Consider the following 15,449-nt stretch of genomic DNA (forward strand, 5'->3'; position numbering starts at 1 on the left):
CCGCCACGCTCATCACCAGTGCCCGCTACATCTTGGCCGTCTTCACCGAGGCCCTTCTGGTCTCCTTCAAGGAGCGCTCGAACTTCGACGTCAGATCGACATGTCGACGCGCTGTCCAGCGGAAGCCGACTTTGCTTTGATGAAGGTCTTCATGTTCCGCCTCAGCACCGTGCGCGCCAAGCTCACCGTCCTCGTCGCGCTCTCCTCGCTCGCGACCCTCGCGGCCCTCCCCGTGCTCTCCTGGGTGATGCACCGGCAGCTCCTCGCGCAGATCAGCGAGCGCGTCCCGCAGGCGATCCGCAACTTCCGGCTGGAGCTCAGGCAGCAGCAGCGCGCCATCTCGGCGAGCTCACGCCAGGCGTCTCGTGCGCGCGAGCTGGTCGAGGGGCTCCGGCTGCGGAGCGAGTCGGCCGTGGGGACGGCGCTCGAGGACGTCACCGACGCTCACCCCAACGTCGCCATCGTCGCCTTCGACGAGCTCGGCGAGCTGGTCGCGGCGAGGGGGCTCGACGCGCCGCCCCCCAGCACGGACGAGGTCCCCGGGCTCGCCGAGGGCCTCTCGGGCCTCGCCGAGATGGACGACCTGCGGGGCGTGCTCGTCCATGGGTGTGATGGACAGCCAGGCTCGCCGCCTGCGTACATGATCGCCCAGCACGCGAGGAGCGACGCCGGGTCGGTGCTCGCCTGCATCCCCATCGATCACACCTACTTCGACGAAGCGGCGACGAGGCTCGGCGTGGAGATAGCGCTCGTCGATCCGTCGGGCAAGCGGGTCACGGGCACGGCGCGCTTCCCGACCGAGCTGCTCCAGGGCGCCGTCATCGGCGACGAGACCCACCCCACGATCGTCGAGCACGCGAGCTCGCTGTGGGCCCTCTCCCGCTTCGCGCCCCGATCGCTCCGGGGCAAGGCCGGCGATTTTTCGATCGTCATGGCGCTCGACGTGAGCGACGTCCGGAACATCGTGCGCCAGAACCTGATGTTCGCGGCGGGCGTGCTCACCCTCGCGGCGCTCTTCTCGCTGATCCTCGGCGCGCGCCTCGCAACCACGATGTCGCGCGCGCTCTCCCGCGTGAACGTCGCCCTCAAGCACCTCGAGCAACAGCGGTATGTCCATGTGGAGGCGGTGAGGACCGGCGACGAGCTGGAGGACCTCGCGACCGGCTTCAACTCGATGGTGGACGGCCTCAAGGAGCGCGACAAGCTCCGCAGCACCTTCGGCAAGTACATGACCGAATCCGTGCTCGAGCACCTGCTCGCCGGCAAGGTGCAGCTCGGCGGCGAGACGCTCACCGTCTCCATCCTCTTCTGCGATATCCGGAGCTTCACGACCATCAGCGAGAGGATGAACGCCCATGAGCTCGTGGGGCTCCTCAACGAGTATTTCACCGAGATGGTGGCCATCATCCTCGACGAGGGCGGGGTCGTCGACAAGTACATCGGCGACGCGATCATGGCGGTGTTCGGCGCGCCCGTCCCCAGGCCGAACGACGCCGTGCGCGCCGTGCGCGCGGCCGTCCGCATGCGCGCCGCGCTCGAGCGCTTCAACGAGCGGCTCGCCAAACGGGGGATCCCGGCGCTGAAGACCGGCGTCGGGATCCACACCGGCGAGGTCGTCGCGGGCAACATCGGCAGTGAAGCGCGGATGGAATACACCGTCATCGGCGACGCCGTGAACCTCGCCTCGCGCCTGGAGAGCGCGACCAAGGAGCTCGGCGTGAGCGTGCTCCTCAGCGAGGACACGCACCTCCTCGTGAAGGACGCCTTCAACACACGTCCCATCAGCGAGATCACGGTCAAAGGCCGAGTGCAGCCGGTGATGACCTACGCGGTGGCGGATCTCTGACGAGCGCCTGGGGCGATAGCGCATCAAGGCGCTCGGCGCGGCGGGGGTGCGCGTGACCGCGGGCTAGCACCAAACGCCTCCGATCCCTTCGAAGCGTTCAGCGACGACGTTCTCATCAATGCATGTTGGGCGGAGAGGAAGAAGGAAAGATTCACAGGGAGGCGGGGAGGCGGGGAGGCGAGAATGGTCCCCACCTCTCGCCTCTCCACCTTGGTCTGTTTATATCTCTCTCCTCCCCGTCTCCCCGTCTCCCTGTGTACTCTCTCTTTCTCTGTCTCCCGCCCAAGGAACCGCTGGTGCCGACCGCGCTTCGCGCGGTGCCTCGTCGACCATCCACGATGCACTCAGCCCGAGGAGGTCGCGTTCATCGAGCGCGAGTTCGGTCCGGCGGTGGCTCAGGCACATCCGGCCAGGCACGGCCCATCTCCCGACATGCCCGCCCGCTCCCGCGCAGCCGCGCTCGTCAGCCCCCCGCGAGAAGCCGCGCAATCTCTCCGCGCTGGCGCCGCGCCGAGCGCGCCAGCGAGAGCTGCCCCGCCGCCCGGTACAGGTTGTGCGAGACGCGCGTCGGGAAGCGCGACGGGTCCCAGCCGAAGTACCGGTCCTCGAACGCGTCCCGGCAGAACCTCGCCGCGAGCTCCAGCGCGATCCGCTCCGCCGCGTCGACGAGCGCCTCCTGCTCCTCCGCCCCGAACGGCCTCGCCTCGCGGTAGCCCGCCACGGCGGCGGCGAAGACCTCCAGATCGAAGCGCGTCTCGGTCGAGTCCTCCCCGACCGGGTTGCACCACGACCGCCACGCGTCGCCGAGCTCCACGTCGATCGACTGCAGCGCCAGCGTGTCGAGATCGAGCAGGCAGATCCCCTCCCCCGCCTCGGAGAAGCGCAGGTTCGAGATCTTGAGGTCGCCGTGGCAGTGCCGGACCGGCAGGTCGAGCCGCCCGCGCCACGTGCGAAACGCGTCGAGGATGGCGTCCGCCAGCCGCCGCCCCTCACCCCCGGTGGCCGCGCCGTCCAGCCGCTCCATGTGGAGCGCCGTGTCGTGCGCGCCCGCGCGGACGTGGCGGTACACGTGCTCGAGATCGTCCACCGCCCGGTGGAACCGGGCCGCGAGCTCCCCCGCGGCGCGCGCCAGCACAGGAGAGCCGACCCGGTGGTGCGTGCGGCCAGGGACGAAGTCCATCACCCGCCACACCGCACCCTCGGCATCGCGCGCGCACAGGGCGCCCTCGCCTGCGCGCAGCAACCGCGGCGTCGCGAGACCGCGGGCCGCCAGGTGCGCCGTCACCGCCTCGATGTCGTCGTGGACCTCCGGGGCGAAAATCGGGCTCACCCGCTGGACGACGTACCGCGGAGGGTCGCCCGCGAGCCAGGTGCCGTTGATGAGGCCCTCGTCCTCGCAGCGGCGCACGGAGAGGCCGCTCAGGGGCGCCCACACGTCCGGGATCATCGGAGCGAGAAGCTAGCTGCGCTCGGTCTCGGAGGGCAAGGGAGGCGGCGCCGCGACCGCCGCGACCGCCGCGACCGCCGCAACCGCCGCAACCGCCGCGGCCCGCCGGCGCAGCATCCACTGCGCGCCGAGCCACGTGACGACGCCGGCGCCGAGGCCGAGCCAGGCGGAAACCGCGGGCACGCCGGCGCGCTCCACCAGGAACGCCCCGCCGAGCAACGTCCCGCACAGGCCCACCGTGAGGGCCAGGTTGTCGACGGCCGAGAGCCGGCCGACGAAGCGATCCGGCGAGAGCCGCTGGATCTCCGTGCTCGACAGCACCCAGTTCGCCCCGCTGCCCAGGCCCCACACGAGCACGACCGCGAGCAACGCCGCCGGGTGGCGGGTCACAGCGAACAGCGCGATCGCTCCGAACGTCACCCAGACGGCCCCGGTCGCCGCGAGCTCGCCCCGCAGGCCGCGGCGGACCAGCGCGACGCCGGCGAGCGGGCCGACCCCGGTGCCCGCGCCGCGCACGCACTGGAGGACGCCCAGCGTGAGCGCGCCCGTGCCCGCGAAGGGGAGCTGCGTCGCGACGAGGTTGAGCAAGAGGAGCGCCCCGCCGTTCGCCATGTGGACCGGCGTCTTCGCGAGCACCGCGGCGAGCAGCGGCGGCCGCTCCCACGCGTGCCGCCACGCGTGGACCATGTCGCGGCGCACCGACGCGAGCGCCGACAGCATGCCGCCCTCCGCCGGCCGCCCCTCCGCCACCATCGGGGGGAGCCCCCGGAGGAACAGCGCCGCCAGGCCGAACGACGCCGCGTCCAGGGCGAGCGCCGCCGCAGGGCCGAGCCCCGCGATCAGGCCCCCGAACGCCATCCCGACCGCGAACATCACGCTCCACGTCGCCGACGTGATCGCGTTCGCCTCGAGCAGCTCGTCCTCCTCGACCACATGGCGCAGCACCGCGGTCTGCGCCGGCAAGCGCAGCGCCCCCACCGACGCGCGCACGAAGACGAGGACCTGCACCCCGACCACGCTGCCCATGACCGCGGCCCCCAGCATCCCGACCGTGAGCGCGCTCTGCACCACGCTCGTCGCGACGAGCAGCCACCGCCGATCCAGCCGGTCCGCGAGCACCCCCGCCACCGGCGCGAACAGCGCGATCGGCAGGTGATGCCCCACCATCACGAGCGCGAGCGCCACGACCCCGCCCCCCTCGCCCCCCAGCGCGAGCAGGCTCACAGCGACGAAGCTCATCCAGTCGCCCAGCAGCGAGACGACCTCGCTCATCCAGACGCGACGGAACGCAGGACGGCAACGGAGCAGGAGCAGGCCAGGACGGCGCTCCGGGCGCCTGCCGCTGTTCATCCAGGGCACACCATGGTAATCGCGCTCTGTCTCATGCGGATCTGCGCCATCATTCCCGCCTACCAGGCCGAGCGCAACGTGGGGGACGTCACACGAGAGGCGCTCCGGGTCCACGGCCTGGCCGGCACCGTGATCGTGGTGGACGACGGGTCGAGCGACAGGACGGCCGAGCGCGCGCGCGCGGCCGGCGCCACGGTGCTGGGCCACCCGGAGAACCTGGGCAAGGGCGCCGCCCTGCGCACCGGGATGGAGTTCGCCCTCGCCGCAGGCTTCGACGTCGCGGTCACCATCGACGCGGACGGACAGCACCCGCCGGAAGAGGCGCGGCGCCTCATCGAGGCCGACGCCGACCCCGAGGCGCTGGTGCTCGGCATCCGGGATCTCGCGGGCGCGGGCGCGCCGCGCGCGAACCAGATCTCGAACCGGATCTCGAACTTCTTCCTCTCCCTCTTCGCCGGCCGCCCGTTCGCGGACACCCAGTGCGGCCTGCGCCGCTACCCGCTCCGGACGACGCTGTCGCTCGGCGCCCGCGACGAGGGGTACGCCTTCGAGGCGGAGATCCTCCTGCGCGCGGTGGCCGCCGGCGTTCGCCTCGTCGAGGCGCCGATCCGGGTCATCTACCCGCCCGAGGGCGAGCGGCTCACCCACTTCGACAGCGTGCGCGATCCGGCGCGGATCATCCGCCGGGTGGTGGCGACGCTCGCGCTCACGCGCGGGCTCCGCCACGTGCCTGCCGAGCCGGTGCTGGCCCCCGACCCGGTCCGCCCTGCCGCGGCGAGCGCGCTCGCCACGGAGCTCGACCCCCACCCGCGGCAGCCGGCGGCGGCGCCTCCCTGATTTGCGGCCGCCGCGCCTCGCACGCCACCGCCGCAAGCTCCTCGCGGCCGCCGCGCTCCTCGCCGCGCCGGTCCTCGCGCACCTCGGCATCGCCGCCGCGACGCGGATCGAGCCGCCCCCGATCCGCGCGGCCGCCGGCGAGCCCGAGGCGAGGCCGGGGGGGCTGCGCGTGCTCGGCCCGGCCTACGTGCGCCGCCGCGGGCGGATCCTCGAGGCGCGCCTCTCCGGGTCGCCGGAGGAGATCGGGCACCAGCACGGGCGGCTCTTCTACCCGGAGATGATCCAGAACGAGGGGACCCTCTACGAGCAGTTCCACCACCACGTGCCGGTCGCCCCGCTCCGGTGGCTCATCATGGACCTGTCGCGCCTCGAGTTCCGCGGCGTCGACGAGGGCATGACCGACGGCGTCCGGCGCGAGATCGCCGCGCAGGCACGCGCCTTCTCGCCCGACCCGTTCGACGGCGTCCTCCCGACGTACCACCGCTTCGTCTTCCTCCAGTCGCTCTACGACATCGCGCTCTCGTTCGAGCACTCGCCGCTCATCGGCTGCACGAGCTTCGCGCTCACCGGGACGGCGTCGGCGGACGGGCACGCGGTGCTCGCCCGCAACTTCGACTTCGAGGCCGGGCCCGCCTTCGACGAGGGCAAGGCGGTGTTCCTCGTCCACGAGCAGGGGAAGATCCCGTACGCCTCGGTGTCCTGGCCCGGCCTGATCGGCGCGGTGACGGGGATGAACGCCGCGGGCCTCGCGCTCGTCGTCCACGGCGGGCGGGCCGGCGAGCCGCGGGCGGCGGGCGAGCCGGTCGTCCACACGATGCGCGAGGTGCTCGGCCGCGCGCAGAGCGTCGACGAGGCGCTCGCGATCCTCGAGGCGCGCGCGCCGATGGTCTCCCACCTCGTGATGCTCGTCGACGCGGGCGGCGAGGCGGCGATCGCCGAGCGCGCGCCCGGCGCGCCGCTGCACGCGCGCCGGGGCCGCGGCAAGGTCCCGCTCACCAACCACTTCGAGGGGCCGCTCGCGGGCGATCCGCGCAACCTCCGCGTCCAGGCCGAGACCTCGACCCGCCCGCGGCGCGACCGCCTCGACGAGCGGCTCGCGGCGCTGCCCGAGGGCGCGACGATCGAGGCGGCGATCGACGTGCTGCGCGACCGGCGCGGGCGCGGCGGCGCGCCGCTGCCGCTCGGCGACCGGCGCGCGATCGACGCGCTCATCGCCACCCACGCGGTCGTCATGGACGCCACGGCGCGCGTCCTCTGGGTCAGCGAAGGCCCCCACCTCGCCGGCCGCTTCCTCCGCTTCGACCTCACCCGGCTGCTCGACCCCGCGTTCGACCCGGCGCTCGACACCGCCGAGCCCGACGCCCTGCCCGAGGATCCGCTGCTCACGAGCGGCGACTACGCCGCCTGGGAGCGCGCCGGATCACCCCACGAAGGCGGGGAGCGCGGCAACGACAATCCTTAAATTAAGAGACGCAACTAAATAACCGCTCCGTCCCTCGCGCAAGCGCGGCGGCGCCGTCTCCATGCCGTGACGCGGACGTGGCGAGCGAGCGCGACAGCCCCGCGCCCGGGACGCGCCTCATCCCGCGGCGAGCACGAAAGCGCCGCGCCGCCGCGCCTACGAAGGCCCTCCCCGCCGGCGCAGCGGCGACATACCCGGCGCGCAATCGCAAGTTTTCAGCGTGGTTTCGGGGTCCCTCTCTCCCACGCCCATACACCGGAGGTGGGACACCTCTCATCCAGCGTGGCCTTACCGCAAGATTGCCTAGCGCGACCTTCCGTCCGACAATGCGATTCGGGGCGCCAAGGTCGCGGCATCGGAGCGGCGACCGGGTCGACCAGACCATGACGGACATCAACCTGATCAACACGACCCTCGATCAACGCTACGTCATCCTCGGGCTGCTCGGGGAAGGCGGGATGGGGGCGGTCTACGAGGCACGGCACCTGGGCACCGGCCGCCGCGTCGCCGTCAAGGTGATCACGAGCAAGCTCGCGCAGGACGAGGCGGTGATGGCCCGCTTCGAGCGCGAGGCCAGGGCGGCCGGCGCGATCGACAGCGAGCACATCGCGAGCGTGCTCGACAGCGGCAGGGACCGCGCGACCGGCCTGCCCTTCCTCGTGATGGAGCTGCTCAACGGCGAGGACGTCGACCAGATGCTCCGGCGGCTCGGCCCGCTGCCGCCCGAGCTCGCGCTCTGCATCGTGGCCCAGGCGTGCATGGGCCTCATCAAGGCGCACGACGCGCGCGTCCTCCACCGCGACATCAAGCCCGCCAACCTGTTCCTGGCGCGGCGCGACGGGGGCGAGTACGCGGTCAAGCTGCTCGACTTCGGCGTCGCCAAGATCCAGGACGACAGCTTCGAGCAACAGAAGGAGCTCACGGCCACGAGCAACCTGATCGGCTCGCCCATCTACATGTCGCCCGAGCAGGCGCGCAACATGCGGGACGTCGACGGCCGGACCGACGTCTGGTCGCTCGGCATCGTCCTCTTCAAGATGCTCGCCGGGCGCACCCCCTACAGGAACTCGCGGGGGCTCGGCGAGCTCATCGTCGCGATCTGCTCGACCCCGGCGCCGCCCATCCAGACGCTGGCGCCCTGGGTGCCCTACGAGGTCGCCGAGATCGTCCAGCGCGCGCTCCAGATCGACAGGAACGTCCGCTTCCAGAGCGCGGCGGAGATGCTCGACGAGTGCCGGATGCTCCTGCCGCATGGCATCTCGATCCACGAGAGCATGCTGCGGCCCCTCCCCGACTCGGTGCAGGCCGACATGCCGCCGCCCTCGCAGGGGCCGCCGAACCCCGACGCCCCGACGCGGCGCCCGCCCACGCCCGTGGGCACGCCCCGCAGCCGCACGCCGACGCCCGGGAGCACGTCGCGCAACTGGCCGGACCCCGGCGAGATCTCGACGCGGCGCCCGCCCACGCCCGTGGGCACGCCCCGCAGCTGGCCCGAGCACGTCACGCACAGCGGGGCCCTCGGCCAGAGCGGTCATCACCACGCGACCCAGAGCGGCCACCACGCGACCCAGAGCGGCCACCACGCGACCCCGCACGGCCTCCTGATCCGCGGGCTCCCGGACGGCCCGCCGCCCTCGAGGACGGTCTCGGGCACCTCCGTGCCCTTCCACAAGACGATCATCGTGGCGGGTGACCAGCCCACCGCCCACGTGCGCCCCCGCAGCAAGGCGGCCCCGCTCGTGGCGGCGGCGGTGCTTGTCGCGGCGACGGGCGCCGGCGTCGGCGCCTGGCTGGTGCAGAAGACGACGGCGTCCGCGTCCGCCCCGGCGACCGGCGGGACGCAGCCCGCGCCGGCGGCCGCCGCCCCGGCCGCGGCCACCGCGGCGCCGGGCGCGGCCGCCGCGGCCCCGGTCGAGCCGGTCGTGCAGATCGATCCGGAGCGGCTCGGGAGCTTCAACCCGCTGCCGGCGGTCATCACGTCCTCGAGCAACCCGCTCACGGACGAGAAGATCAACCTCGGCCGGATGCTCTACTACGAGACGCGGATCTCGAAGAACCACGACCTCTCGTGCAACTCGTGCCACCCGCTCGATCGCTACGGCGCGGACGGCGCCAAGGTGTCGATCGGGCACGCGCACCAGAGCGGCCGCCGCAACACGCCGAGCGTGTACAACTCCGCGGGGTTCTTCTCGCTCATGTGGGACGGGCGCTTCGACAACGTCGAGGCCCAGGCCAACGGGCCGATGATGAACCCGAGCGAGATGGCGATGACGCCGGTGCGGCTGGAGGCGACGCTGCGCTCCATCCCCGAGTACGTGAAGGCGTTCGGCAGGGCGTTCCCGAACGATCCGTGGCCCGTCAACGCCAACAACACAGCGAAGGCGATCGGCGCGTTCGAGCGCAAGCTGATCACGCGCGGGCGGTGGGACCTGTTCCTGGAAGGGGAGCCCGAGGCCCTGACCAACGCGGAGAAGGAAGGGTTCAACACGTTCGTCGAGGTCGGCTGCGTGACGTGCCACTTCGGCCCGCACGTCGGGGCGACGATGTTCCAGAAGCTCGGCCTCGTGCGGTCGTGGCCCGACACGATGGACCGCGGCGTCTTCGAGATCACGAAGAAGCAGGCCGATTTCATGGTCTTCCGGGTGCCGACGCTCCGCAACGTGGCCATGACGGCGCCGTACTTCCACGACGGGTCCGTCTCGTCGCTGCAGGAGGCGGTGCGGCTCATGGGCAAGCACCAGCTCGGCAAGGACCTGTCCCATGCCCAGGTCGAGCAGATCGTCGTGTGGCTCAAGTGCCTGACGGGCGATCTCCCGAAGGAGTACATCGCGAAGCCGGACCTGCCGGAGAGCGGGCCCAACACGCCGAAGCCCATTGCGGATTGAGCGCGGCCCGCTCGTCTGACATGACCATGTCAGAGGACGAGGCGAGGATGCAGCGACGATCTTTCTTGATGGGGCTCGCGGCGTGCGGCGGGGCGCTGTCGATCGGCAGCCACGCGCGCCGCGCGCGCGCGGACGAGGTGGGCGACGCGCTCGCCGAGATCACGCGGGCGCGCGCGTCGGTGAAGACGCTGGTCGCGCCGTTCACGCAGGAGCGGAGCATCGGCCTGCTGGCGACGGCGGTGAAGAGCGACGGCGAGATGACGCTGGTGCTGCCCGACCGGCTCCGGTGGGAGCTGAAGCCGCCGGACGCGATCACCTACTGGATCACGCCCGAGGGGTTCGGCTTCGCGACGCCGAAGGGCGCGGCGGGCGCGGGGCGCGGCGCGGCGGGGCGCTTCGGGGCGGTGCTGTCGGACCTGCTGGTGCTGCTCGGCGGCGACCTCGGGAAGCTGCGGGCGCGCTACGATCTGTCGATCCCGAGCCGCGCGGACGGGATCACGCTGGCGGCGCGGCCGCGCGCCGAGGAGGTGGCGAAGCACGTGCGCAGCCTCGAGATGACCTCGGGGCCGGAGCTGTGGTCGGTGCGGCGCGTGGTCATCGAGGAGCGGAACGGCGACCGGAGCGTCATCGCGTTCGGCAAGGTGGCGCGGGACGTGAGCGTGGATCCGGCGCGGATGAAGGCGCCGAAGCAGGGCTGAGCGGGCGCCGCGGCGCTAGGTGAAGATCAGCACTCGCACTCGTCCTCCCCCTCGTAGGACTTGGCGACGAAGCTCATGTCGTACGGGTAGTTCGCCTCGGGCGGCCCATAGATGCGGAGCAGCAGATCGTTCGCCGAATCCGCGCCCCCTCCATCGAGCCACACCCGTCCATGATCGCTCTCCTCAGCGCCGAGGAGCTCCATCGTGGCAGCGCTGTAGACCTCCACGATCAACGTGTTCTCTGGACCGGGGGGCGGAGTGTACTGCTCACAACCCGAGCCGCACAGCCCTGCCCCGGAGGCCAGGACGCGAAGGCTCCAGTTGACCTCCTCGATCCCGAGAGAGGTGGTGTCGAGCAGGTACCAGTCCTCGTCGCCCTGGCAGAGGACGAAGTCGATCTTCGAAAACCACGCGCTGGGACCGAGGCTGTCGTCGGTATGGTCAAAGGCGAGCGGAGCCGCAGAGGTGGACGCGTCGTTCGCCTCGTAGGCGTCGTCTGCGCAAACAGACGCTCCGCCGCCCCCGGTCGCGGCCCCGCCTGCACCAGCCCCACCCATGCCGCTGCCGCCGCTGCCGCCGCTGCCGCCGCTGCCGCTGATGGCGCCACCGCTACCACCGCTGCCGCTGACGGCGCTGCCGCTGACGGCGCTGCCGCTGATGCCAGTACCGCCGCTGCCGCTGCTGCCGCTGGCATCGCTGCCGCCGCCTCCGTCGGCGCCTGAGCCCGCGCCATCGTCGAGCCAGCGCGAGCAAGATGTCGTTCCAACCAAAGACGCGCAGAGCGCCGCGAACCCCATGAGACGAACCGAGCTAGGAATGAGCGACATAGATAACTCCACTGGGCACAAATGAACAACGACCTCAGGGCGAAGCTTCGCCCTCGAGGCGCGAACATCGAGCGTTCGCACAAAGCAGGCTCAGAATCGAATCATCAGCTCACATCATTCTTCATTTTTTTCATATTTCATGTCTCCCTCCTTTCTCATGGCACCATCCTCGCCACGGCGTATCCTTGCTGGCGATGGATCCGCATCGTTCAATCGTCGCTCATCGCACTCGTGGTCGCCGCCGCGCTCATCACCCTCCTTCGATAAACTCGCGCGCCGCTCGCTTCCGGTGCATCGCGTGGGGCGCCGCGCTCGCCGCCGTCCTGGGGTGCCGCTCGCCGCCGCCTCCGCCGGCCCCAAAGGAGGTCATCGACATCCATGTGCACCTGACCGAGGCCAACGCGGTGGCACCATTGCTCGCGCACATGGCCAAGCATCACGTCGACCGCGCCGTCATCCTGGCGAGCCCGGACCTGACGAGCGGCCGCGGCGGTGCTGGCCTCTCCGGCTACCGCGCGGGCAACGACATCGTCCTCGACGCCGCGGCGGCTCACCGTGGAAAGCTCATCCCCTTCGTCACCCTGGATCTGGGTCACGACGACCTCGCGTACCTGGCCGAGCTGCGCCGCCGAGGCGCCTGCGGCGTGAAGCTCTACCAGGGGCACAACCTCTTCCACGAGCGTCCCCTCGACGACCCCTCGCACCAGGCGATGTGGCAGGCGCTCGCGGATCAGGCGGTTCCGGTTCTGCTTCATGCCAACACCGTCCGTTACAGGAGCGAGCTCGAGGCGGTCCTGCGCGCCTTCCCCGACCTGCGGCTCGTGTGCGCGCACCTCTGCGGCAGCCGCACCGACCTCGCGCGCATGGAGTCCCTGATGGAGGCGTTTCCGCGCCTCCTCGTCGATACGAGCCATGGCTCCGCCGGCCCGGCGACAGAGGGGTTCGCGAGCCTCGAGCGGGAGCGCGCCCGGCTCCTCGGGCTGTTCTCTCGCTGGCCCGAGCGCTTCCTGTTCGGGACCGATCTCGTGACCAGCGGGCTCGACCCCATGTCCATGGAGCTGTGGGACCTGCAGGTGGAGTCGAACATGGGTCTCTTGAAAGAGGACAAGTTTCGCTTCTTTCGTCAAACCGCCGATCAACCGGCCCGCACCATCGGCACCTATCAAGGCCTTCACCTGCCCCCCGAGCTCCTCGTCCCCGCCCTCGGACAGAACGCCGCGCGATGGCTCGGCGCCTGCCTGCGCTGAGGGCCACCTCGCGGACCGCCGCCCGCGGCCTCAGGGGCCGAACTTCGCGAGGAAGATCGCCCGGGTAGTCGACGTCGGAGCCGACAGCGGCCCCGTGCCGAAGTCGATGGTGCCAAGGAACGGCCCGGCGGCGTACACGTCGCCGGTCGCGTCCATGGCCGTGGAATAGCCGTACTGTTGCTCCCTGCCGCCGGTGTGCTTCACCCAGCGGACCGTGCCGGCCGCATCGAGCTTCGCGACGAAGGCGTCGCCGTAGGTGCAGTCCATCAGGCCCGTGCCGAAGTCGACGTCGCCGTAGATCAAGCCGGTGATCGCGAGCTCGCCGTCCGCGGTCGCCGCGACGTCCAGCGCCGTCTGCGGCCCATACTGCCCGAGGCGCTTGGCCCAAAGGAGCTCGCCTGCCGGGTTCAGCTTGGTCACGAAGGCGTTGCCGCCCCACGTGACAGAGCCGGGCTCGAGAGGACCGTACCCTCCCTCGCTCACCAGCGGACCTGCGCCGAAATCCACGCTCCCGAGGAACGTCCCGCTGAGGACGACGTTTCCAGCGCCGTCGACCGCGACGCCGTACGCCCTCTGGAGCGCCTCGTCGCCGAAGCGCTTGCTCCAGACGTGCTCACCGGCCGCGTCGAGCTTCGCCACGAAGATATCCTCGCTGCCCGCGGTGGTCAGCGGCCCGCCGCCGAGGTCGATCGCCTCGGCGAAATAGGCGCCGAAGCTGCCGGCGAGGACGACGCTGCCCGACGCGTCGAGCGCGACGTTGTGGATCTCCGTGTAGCCGAGCTGCTTGCTCCAGAGGCAATTCCCCGCAGGGTCGAGCTTCGCGATGAACGAGTCCATGTCACCGGCGCTGGTCAGCGAGGCGCCGCAGAGGCTGATCTGGCCCATGAACGTCCCCGCCACGACGACGTTCCCGGCTGCATCCATGGCGATGCTGTCCGCCCATTGATCACCATCGACGCCGATCCGAGCCGACCAGACGTGATCTCCGTCTGCCGTGAAGACGGCCACGAAGGCGTCGCCCCCCGACTCCTGCCCCACGAGCAAACCACCTCCGAAGTCGACGCCGGTCCCGTAAACCACCCCCGTCGTGGCAATGAGCCCCGCCTGGTTGACCGCGACGTCATGCGGGTAGACGGAACCGGAGAATTCCTTGTGCCAGAGCGGTTCTCCTTCGCCGTCGAATCTCGCGAGGGAGAAGGCCAGGGCGCCCCCGGTCGAGAGCGGACCGTCGCCGAAGTCGACGCCATCGGCGACCGTCGTCGCGACGACGAGGTTGCCGGGTTCGTCCACGGCGATGCGGCTGCCCACCCACACCTGGGGTTGGCGTGGGTTCGAGGCGAAGTGCCGGCTCCACAGAGGATCGCCGCTGCCGACGGCGCCGCCGGCGCCCGCGCCGCCGCTGCCGACGACGGCGTCGCTGCCGCCTGCGCTGCCGCTGCCGCCCGCGCCACCGGCGCCTGCGCCGCCGCTGCCGACGGCGGCGTCGCTGCCGCCTGCGCCGCCGCTGCCGCCTGCGCCGCCGCTGCCGGCCCCGCCCGCTCCGGTCGCGCCACCCCCGGCGCCCTCATCGCGTATGGGATCGAGCGGGATTCTGTCGCATGCGGCGACAAGCGTCATGAGCACCGTGCATCCAGGTACGAGGAGCTGTTTCAAGGAGGCCTCTCCGATCTCGATTGAAGAAGTGCGCGTGGCTTGCTCCTATGAATGGCCGCCTGTCGTGGCGGCGGCTCACCGCTGGACGACGACACCGAGCGAGAACGACGCGAGCGGGCTGAATGTCGAGATCACCCGTCCTGCAAACCGGATGTCGACAGGCGGGATCGCCGCGCCGCCGAGCGCGCCCGCCGTGAGAACCACGGAGTCGACGAGCCGTAAACGCGCCTCGCCTCGCCCGTACACGAAGGCGGTGAACGTGGATTCATCGCTGTCGATATAGGGCGGTCTCGCATCGCCGGACGCGCTCACGTAACCGAGACCCACGCCGGGGGAGAGGACGAGTCCGAACCGGCGGCTCCTCTCGATGGGCGCGAGGGCGAGCTCGGCGCCGAAGAGCGAGCGGCGAAAGCGAACCTTGCCTTCCGACGCCTCGATCTCGGGACCCAGGATCGGCAGGTCCGCCAGGAGGCCGGCGCCGATCCGGGGCGAGGGCCAGATCCGGAGCGAGGCATCGAGCGCCAGCGAGGCGCCCGGCGCCTGCCATCCCACGGCGATCGCGACGCCGACCTCGACGAGCGGGGCCCTGGGCGCCGCAGGCACCGCGAACGGCGGCGAGGGCGGCGCCCAGGCGCGGAGCGGCGGGCTCCGCCACGCCTCACCGGGCGACGCGGCCGGAGGCGCGGCGGGAGAGGGCTGGACCGGGGCCGGCGCGACGGCCGCCGACGCTGGTGCGACGGCTCCGGCGGGGGCCCCGGCCGTCGACGCCGTCGACCGGAGCGCCCGCACCAGCTCCGCCGCGCGGAGCACCCGGGTGTCGAGCGGGCCGTCGGGCGCCACGCTCGCGACAAGGTCCGCGCGCCCGCTCGAGTCCGACCAGATCTCGATGGCTCCGTCCTCGCCTTCGGGGATGACGATGAGCAGCCCGCCGGAACCAGCCGCCACCGGGCCCGCCTGGACGTGTACCTGCAGGCCCGCCGCTTCGAGCTCCTGCGAGAGCCGGTACGCCAGCGCCCCGCGGGCGCCGGCGACGACCGTGATCGGCGGCGCCTCCTCGGCGGAGCACGGCGCCGCGAACGCCGCGAACGCCGCGAACGCCAGCAAAGCGACGAGCGCGCAGCCAATCGAGCTCGCCACGGCGCGCGCCCGCGGCGAGCGCAGGCGGCGCCGGCGCGGCGGCCGCGACCTCCGCGGGAG

Annotated in this window: 11 protein-coding genes; 6 read left to right on the forward strand and 5 right to left on the reverse strand. The window is 71.8% G+C overall.

The window, feature by feature from the left end; genetic code table 11:
* Positions 1-151: 151 nt before the first annotated feature.
* Positions 152-1,846 carry an adenylate/guanylate cyclase domain-containing protein gene (locus WMF22_RS37575; protein WP_438032866.1) on the forward strand — a complete coding sequence of 565 codons (1,695 nt, stop codon included), beginning with the start codon at positions 152-154 and terminating at the stop codon, positions 1,844-1,846.
* Positions 1,847-2,309: 463 nt separating this feature from the next.
* On the opposite strand, the gene WMF22_RS37580 is transcribed toward WMF22_RS37575, so the two are convergent.
* Positions 2,310-3,293 (reverse strand): phosphotransferase enzyme family protein, encoded by a 984-nt coding sequence (locus WMF22_RS37580; RefSeq protein ID WP_438032867.1) that lies wholly within the window; start codon positions 3,291-3,293, stop codon positions 2,310-2,312.
* A gap of 12 nt (positions 3,294-3,305) precedes the next feature.
* On the reverse strand, positions 3,306-4,643 hold the full coding sequence (locus WMF22_RS37585; RefSeq protein ID WP_438032868.1) for an MFS transporter: 1,338 nt from the start codon (positions 4,641-4,643) through the stop codon (positions 3,306-3,308).
* Positions 4,644-4,655: 12 nt separating this feature from the next.
* Between WMF22_RS37585 and WMF22_RS37590 the strand changes: the two genes are divergently transcribed.
* The 4 genes from WMF22_RS37590 to WMF22_RS37605 all read left to right on the forward strand — a co-directional run bounded on the left by WMF22_RS37590 (position 4,656) and on the right by WMF22_RS37605 (position 10,525).
* Complete coding sequence (locus WMF22_RS37590; protein ID WP_438032869.1) at positions 4,656-5,480, forward strand: glycosyltransferase family 2 protein; 825 nt, start codon at positions 4,656-4,658, stop codon at positions 5,478-5,480.
* 1 nt (position 5,481) lies between these two features.
* The gene (locus WMF22_RS37595; protein WP_438032870.1) at positions 5,482-6,942 is read left to right on the forward strand and encodes a C45 family autoproteolytic acyltransferase/hydolase; all 1,461 of its coding nucleotides are present in this window, start codon (positions 5,482-5,484) and stop codon (positions 6,940-6,942) included.
* 383 nt (positions 6,943-7,325) lie between these two features.
* Positions 7,326-9,827, forward strand: coding sequence for a cytochrome c peroxidase (locus WMF22_RS37600; RefSeq protein ID WP_438032871.1), 2,502 nt, complete (start codon positions 7,326-7,328; stop codon positions 9,825-9,827).
* A gap of 47 nt (positions 9,828-9,874) precedes the next feature.
* A complete protein-coding gene (locus tag WMF22_RS37605) occupies positions 9,875-10,525 on the forward strand; it encodes a LolA family protein (protein ID WP_012239600.1) in 651 nt (216 codons plus the stop codon).
* 26 nt (positions 10,526-10,551) lie between these two features.
* On the opposite strand, the gene WMF22_RS37610 is transcribed toward WMF22_RS37605, so the two are convergent.
* Positions 10,552-11,352, reverse strand: coding sequence for a hypothetical protein (locus WMF22_RS37610; RefSeq protein ID WP_438032872.1), 801 nt, complete (start codon positions 11,350-11,352; stop codon positions 10,552-10,554).
* A 194-nt stretch (positions 11,353-11,546) separates the two neighbouring features.
* Between WMF22_RS37610 and WMF22_RS37615 the strand changes: the two genes are divergently transcribed.
* The gene (locus WMF22_RS37615) at positions 11,547-12,599 is read left to right on the forward strand and encodes an amidohydrolase family protein (RefSeq protein ID WP_438032873.1); all 1,053 of its coding nucleotides are present in this window, start codon (positions 11,547-11,549) and stop codon (positions 12,597-12,599) included.
* Between the two features lie 30 nt (positions 12,600-12,629).
* Here the strand turns inward: WMF22_RS37615 and WMF22_RS37620 are convergent, their stop codons facing one another.
* Entirely contained in the window at positions 12,630-14,252 is a 1,623-nt protein-coding gene (locus WMF22_RS37620; protein WP_438032874.1) for a hypothetical protein, read from the reverse strand.
* Positions 14,253-14,327: 75 nt separating this feature from the next.
* Positions 14,328-15,389, reverse strand: coding sequence for a hypothetical protein (locus WMF22_RS37625; protein WP_438032875.1), 1,062 nt, complete (start codon positions 15,387-15,389; stop codon positions 14,328-14,330).
* Between the last annotated feature and the right edge of the window lie 60 nt (positions 15,390-15,449).

It is taken from the genome of Sorangium sp. So ce204 (genome assembly GCF_051526795.1).
Lineage (GTDB): Bacteria > Myxococcota_A > Polyangia > Polyangiales > Polyangiaceae > Sorangium > Sorangium cellulosum_B.

Bases quoted from the DNA above. Each gene is read 5' to 3' on its own strand.
- WMF22_RS37575 (WP_438032866.1), top strand. From the start codon at position 152: ATGTTCCGCCTCAGCACCGTGCGCGCCAAGCTCACCGTCCTCGTCGCG.
- WMF22_RS37580 (WP_438032867.1), bottom strand. From the start codon at position 3,293: ATGATCCCGGACGTGTGGGCGCCCCTGAGCGGCCTCTCCGTGCGCCGC.
- WMF22_RS37585 (WP_438032868.1), bottom strand. From the start codon at position 4,643: ATGAACAGCGGCAGGCGCCCGGAGCGCCGTCCTGGCCTGCTCCTGCTC.
- WMF22_RS37590 (WP_438032869.1), top strand. From the start codon at position 4,656: ATGGTAATCGCGCTCTGTCTCATGCGGATCTGCGCCATCATTCCCGCC.
- WMF22_RS37600 (WP_438032871.1), top strand. From the start codon at position 7,326: ATGACGGACATCAACCTGATCAACACGACCCTCGATCAACGCTACGTC.
- WMF22_RS37605 (WP_012239600.1), top strand. From the start codon at position 9,875: ATGCAGCGACGATCTTTCTTGATGGGGCTCGCGGCGTGCGGCGGGGCG.
- WMF22_RS37610 (WP_438032872.1), bottom strand. From the start codon at position 11,352: ATGTCGCTCATTCCTAGCTCGGTTCGTCTCATGGGGTTCGCGGCGCTC.
- WMF22_RS37615 (WP_438032873.1), top strand. From the start codon at position 11,547: ATGGATCCGCATCGTTCAATCGTCGCTCATCGCACTCGTGGTCGCCGC.